This window comes from Megasphaera sp. AF13-6AC (genome assembly GCF_027685385.1).
Taxonomy (GTDB): Bacteria; Bacillota; Negativicutes; order Veillonellales; family Megasphaeraceae; genus Megasphaera; species Megasphaera micronuciformis.
Map to the genome: position 1 here is coordinate 1 of NZ_JAQCUN010000094.1, position 5,417 is coordinate 5,417.

The window sequence follows — 5,417 nt, forward strand, 5'->3', positions numbered from 1 at the left end:
CGGCGCATACGGGCAACAATGCCTTCTACCTGTCCTACAAAGCCGTAAAAAACACCGGCTTGCATACTTTCAATCGTATTTCTGCAAATAACCGAATCGGTGCGTTTTAATTCAATACGCGGTAATTTGGCCGTTCTTTGTACAAGCGCCTCCGTGGCTATGCCGATACCCGGACAGATAGAGCCGCCCAAATACACCCCTTTAGCATCGACGGCACAAAAAGTCGTAGCCGTACCGAAATCTACAATAATAACGGGCCCACCATACTTTTCATAAGCAGCCACGGCATTGACAATACGATCGGCTCCGACCTCACGCGGATTATCGTATCGGATATCCATACCCGTCTTTACGCCCGGCCCGATAAGCAACGGCGAAAGGCCGAAATAACGTTGACACATTCTTTCCAACGTAGGCACGACAGGCGGCACGACAGATGAAATAATGATTGCGTTAATATCGTCAGCTCGCAAATCATTTAAATAAAAAAGTTCACGAATCAGCACGCCGTATTCGTCCGTCGTTCTTTGACGATCCGTCGATATACGCCAATGATCCAGAAGTTCCGTGTCCTTATACACTCCGAGGACCATATTCGTATTGCCCACATCAATAACCAATAACATCGTTATCATACTCCTATATGAATCAGTATTTTCTCTTTATGATAACAAAGTTAAGACCCCTTGAACAGCCTTTAGTCCAAATTGATTCCCGCTTTTTTCAAGATGCGGACAGCTCTTCTTCCCGCCGTTACGGCTAAAACCAGTTTAATAATGTCAAAGACGATGAAGGGAGCCGCACAGGCTGCAAAAGCCTTGCTGACGGGAATAGCTTTACCCAAAAGGAAATTATATTCCGCCCAAAAGCCCGTAACGCCGAGAAAATATACAACTGCAAGGGATAGTATATTACATAAAATAGCCGGTATAATGCGCATATTATTAGTTACCCCGCATACATATGCATGAATGATAAAGCCGATAAAAAAACCGACAAGCGGTCCGAACAAAGAGGTAAGTCCGCCATGCGCCATGGCAAAAACCGGTAGTCCGAAAGCACCCAACAACTCCCAAACAACAATAGACAAGGCTCCTCTCTTCGGTCCTAAGACGACTCCGGCTAAAGTGACGGCAAAAATCTGCATCGTGTGAGGTACAGGTCCGATAAGTAAAGACATTTGTGAAAACACGGCGACGAGTGCTGCAAAAACGGCGACACCCGTCATTTTTTGAATAGACATAAAAAACCTCCTGACTGATATATATACTTATCTTATCAGTTGGAGGTTTTATGGTCAACTTTATTTTTATGCAATGTAGTTGACGATTATTTTTTGGAGCGGATCCGAACGTCACCGGCTACAATCCGTACGGGACCGTCAGGCCCGACGACAATTAAATTGCCGTCATCATCTATATCTACCGCCTTACCGTAAGTTACTCCGTGTGTCTTTACTATTTCCACTTCCTGATTCAGCGTAACGGACAGACTGCGCCATTCATCGAGAATGCCGGCAAATCCTTCATGCTTGGCCTTTTCATAATAGCGTTCCAGTTCTTCCATAACAGCTTGCCACAATTCGTTACGCCCTACCGTCACGCCTTCGGCAAGGAAACTGGTCGCTTTGTCCTGAAGGTCCGTCGGCAACTCGTCACAAGTAAAAGACGTATTAATGCCCATACCCGTAACAACATAATTAACCTTTTCCATCGTAGCACTGAGTTCTGTCAAAATACCGACAAGTTTTTTACCGTCTACTAATATATCGTTCGGCCATTTTATGACACATTTCTCAAGACCGAAGGATCTGAATACACGTATCAGGGCTACGGCTGTAAGTAGTGTCATTTTTGATACTTCCACAGGCGGGAAATCAGGACGTAAAATAACGGAAAACCAGATTCCCTTGGCATAAGGAGAGAAGAAAGAACGGTCCAGCCGGCCTTTACCGCCGGTTTGTTCCTCCGAAATAACAACGGTTCCCTCCACAGCACCCCGATGAGCCAAGTTCTTAGCTACCGTATTGGTCGATGCCGTCCGTTCTTCATAGACGACATTCTTACCTATATACGCGGTGTGTACCTTTTTCGATACCGCTTCCGGCTCAAGCAGGTCGGGTACCTCTGTAAGACAATAGCCCTTTTTCGTATACGAATCAATAGTATACCCTTTTTCACGGAGTATACAAATATGCTTCCAAACAGCTGTCCTCGTTATTCCCAACTCTTCAGACAAACGTTGTCCCGAAATGAATTCACCGCGATGGGCCAACAAATATGACAGTATACTCTGACGCATATGTAAACTCCTTTCCTTTACACAGATAGTTCAGGCTTTTCTTGTAAAAACACGCCCTACCGTATGCAGGGCGTGTTCTCTTTTATTCTTTATCCGGCTTTTCTTCCGTAGCCGTAGCTTCTTCCGTAGAAGACACTGACAAGTTATTGCCCCACGGACTGATATGCTTTTCGTCCTTGTCGGTATCAACCGTTTCAGCAATCGTTTCCGTTTTTTCTACTTGTTCAGCCTTTTGAGCTTCGGCTTTTTCCTTTTCGGCACGTTCTTCAGGACTTTCCAAATCCCCGTACTTAATCAGGTTTTCAACCTGTTTATGATTAATCGTTTCCACTTCCATAAGAGCTGCCGCCATATGATTCAATGCATCCCGATGTTCTTCCAACATGCGAATAACATCGTCATAAGCCGTAGTAACAAGGTCATGCATTTCCTTGTCAATCAACTCTGCAACGCCTTCACCATAGTTACGTTCATGGCCGAGGCTTTTACCGAGGAATACCTGGTCCTGTTGTTCACCGAATACCATAGGGCCGAGCTTGGGACTCATGCCGAGACGAGTAATCATTTGACGAACAATATGCGTTACATTCTGTAAATCTCCGGAAGCGCCGCTACTGATTTCATTGAAAACAATCTGTTCAGCCGCACGCCCGCCTAAAGCTACCCGAATCTGAGCCAAGTAGTAAGATTTGGTCTCATACGAACGATCTTCGTCGGGAAGCATCATCGTATAACCGCCTGCCCGACCGCGCGGAATAATGGTTACTTTATGAACCGGGTCCGCTTCGGGCAACAAATAAGCTACCAATGCATGGCCCGATTCATGAACGGCCGTAAGCCGCTTTTCCTTTTCGCTGATAACATGACTGCGCCGTTCGGGACCGAAGGCCACCTTTTCACTGGCTTCTTCAAGTTCCGCCATAGTGATAATCTTTTTATCCGCACGAGCCGCCAACAAGGCCGCTTCATTCAAAAGATTGCTCAAGTCGGCACCGGTAAACCCCGGAGTTTTCTTGGCAATGGTCTTCAAATCCACATCCTTGCTCAAGGGCTTACCCTTGGCATGAACATTCAGTATAGCCACGCGCCCGCGCAGATCAGGACGATCCACCGTAATCTGACGGTCAAAACGGCCGGGACGAAGCAGGGCCGGATCGAGAATATCCGGTCGGTTTGTTGCCGCAATCGTAATAATGCCTTCATTAGCCCCGAAGCCGTCCATTTCAACCAGTAACTGATTCAACGTCTGTTCCCGTTCATCATGACCGCCGCCGAGACCGGCACCGCGCTGACGACCGACAGCATCGATTTCGTCAATAAAGATAATACAAGGCGCATTCTTTTTCGCCTGTGCAAAGAGGTCACGTACACGTGATGCACCGACGCCGACAAACATTTCCACAAAATCGGACCCGCTGATGCTGAAAAAGGGTACGCCCGCTTCTCCTGCAACCGCTCTGGCCAGTAAGGTTTTACCTGTGCCGGGAGGGCCGAAAAGAAGTACGCCCTTGGGAATTTTGGCTCCAATAGCATTGTACTTAGCAGGATTACGTAAAAACTCTACGATTTCCGATAACTCTTCTTTAGCTTCATCTGCTCCCGCCACATCTTTAAACGACACCTTTACCTTACCTTCACCGTGCATTTTGGCATGACTCTTTCCGAAGTTCATCACCCGGCTTCCGCCACCTTGCGTCTGCTGCATGAAGAAGAAAAACACGACAACAAGAATCAAAACAGGCACAATAGATGCCAAAGCGCTCATCCACCACGACGGTTGTTCGGGCGGTTTAGCCACTACATTGACATCCGAATCTTTCAGAGCCGGCATCAATGCCGCATCCGTAGGTGCGTATGTAGTAAACGAAGAGCCGTCTTTCAGCTGCCCCGTAATCGAATGATCCGCTGTAATTTGTACTGAATCAACCTTTTTCTGCTGTACTTGCGTCAAAAAATTTGTATATGTAATTTCGGACTTATCCGTTTTATTGCCAATAAACGAGTCGACAACCGTAACTGCTACGATAATCACCAGTAAATATAAGGCGACATTTCGAACAAATTTACTCAAAATATTGCTCCTTTCTTCTATCTTTTCTTTTGTATAGTAAAACTGTAGACATTCTTATATTACCATAATTATGCCTATGTCACAATATCTAAGCCTTATAAACCGATTCCTTTAAAATCCCTACATAAGGGATGTTCCGATACCGGCCCGCATAGTCAAGACCGTAACCGACTACAAAAGCATCGGGAATTTCAAAACCGTTATAATCGACGTGTACATCCGCCCGACGACGTGACGGCTTGTTAAGGATGGTAGCAATCTTGACAGACGCTGCACCGCGATCTTCCAATATAGGTTTAAGTCGACTTAATGTCGTCCCCGTATCAATAATATCCTCAATAATTAGAATATCCTTGCCCTTGGCATCCGTATCCAAATCTTTACGAATTTTTACAAATCCGCTCGAATCGGTAGAATCGCCATAACTGGAGCAAACCATAAAATCGTATTCGACAGGAAGCTTGATTTCTCTAGCCAAGTCGGCAAAAAAAGTCACGGCTCCTTTTAAAATACATACGAGAAGCAAGCTTTTACCTTCATAGTCTTTCGTAATCCGTGCTCCCAATTCCCGTACGCGGGCTGCAAGTTCTTCTTGTGTAAACAACACTTTCTCCAAATCCTTATGCATGTATATCTCCTTCCGTAACGGCGCCTACGGCCACTCCATTTCTCAGTCTCAGCGGGGCGGCCCAATCAACATCACCGAATATCCACAATACCTCGTTGTCCTTGCACAATAACGGCAACTTTCCGCGGCAATCGACGGGTATCTTTTTTTCAATGAAATACTTTTTTAATGATTTATGATACCGTTCTCTTATAAAAACCACGTCACCGCCGCGACGACATCTCCAGATCAGCGGTTGCGACTCACTCGGGCGGGGAATGAAAAACTCATTTTCCTTAAGTTCGTCGTCACTTTCTTTTACAAGTCTTACTGTAAGAATTAGATTGTTTCGTACATACGTACCGGGGCCTTTAATGAAAACCTCTTCTGTATCGGTTGTAAATAAAGTTGCCTTTCTTGCAATACCCCGGGTAAAGC

At 45.7% G+C, this 5,417-nt stretch carries 6 protein-coding genes; all 6 read right to left on the bottom strand.

Annotated elements, in window-relative coordinates:
* Positions 1-626 (bottom strand): type III pantothenate kinase (locus tag PGX78_RS06015; RefSeq protein WP_270445887.1); only part of this gene is annotated, 626 nt, incomplete at its 3' end.
* Between the two features lie 71 nt (positions 627-697).
* Positions 698-1,243 (bottom strand): biotin transporter BioY, encoded by a 546-nt coding sequence (locus PGX78_RS06020; protein ID WP_270445882.1) that lies wholly within the window; start codon positions 1,241-1,243, stop codon positions 698-700.
* Between the two features lie 86 nt (positions 1,244-1,329).
* Positions 1,330-2,301 carry a biotin--[acetyl-CoA-carboxylase] ligase gene (locus PGX78_RS06025; protein WP_270445883.1) on the bottom strand — a complete coding sequence of 324 codons (972 nt, stop codon included), beginning with the start codon at positions 2,299-2,301 and terminating at the stop codon, positions 1,330-1,332.
* Positions 2,302-2,383: 82 nt separating this feature from the next.
* Positions 2,384-4,372 (bottom strand): ATP-dependent zinc metalloprotease FtsH, encoded by a 1,989-nt coding sequence (gene ftsH, locus PGX78_RS06030; protein ID WP_270445884.1) that lies wholly within the window; start codon positions 4,370-4,372, stop codon positions 2,384-2,386.
* An 88-nt stretch (positions 4,373-4,460) separates the two neighbouring features.
* Complete coding sequence (gene hpt, locus PGX78_RS06035; protein ID WP_270445885.1) at positions 4,461-5,000, bottom strand: hypoxanthine phosphoribosyltransferase; 540 nt, start codon at positions 4,998-5,000, stop codon at positions 4,461-4,463.
* Positions 4,993-5,417: tRNA lysidine(34) synthetase TilS (gene tilS / locus PGX78_RS06040; RefSeq protein ID WP_270445886.1), on the bottom strand; the 425-nt coding region annotated here is incomplete at its 5' end. The genes hpt and tilS, both read right to left, overlap by 8 nt.